Raw genomic sequence first — 289 nt, forward strand, 5'->3', positions numbered from 1 at the left:
AGAATCTGTTACACCCTCTTTTTTTTATTTGTTAGTGCATCATAAATTAGTGATGCTGAATTATTATCTTTTAGATCAAAGTAAATACTATCATCAAACTCTTTATAGAACTTATAAATTAGCCCTTTCATTATATAACTTTTACCACTACTACCTCTACCTTTTATCCATAAAGTTTGTAAGTCACTAAATTTAAATAACCCTTGTTCAATCTCATTAAAAAAAATCCCATTAATGTTTTTATTGAAAATAATGACGATATTTCATTATTTGATTGGTTTGATTGGTT

The organism is Shewanella sp. 10N.286.52.B9 (assembly GCF_002873635.1).
Classification (GTDB): Bacteria; Pseudomonadota; Gammaproteobacteria; order Enterobacterales; family Shewanellaceae; genus Shewanella.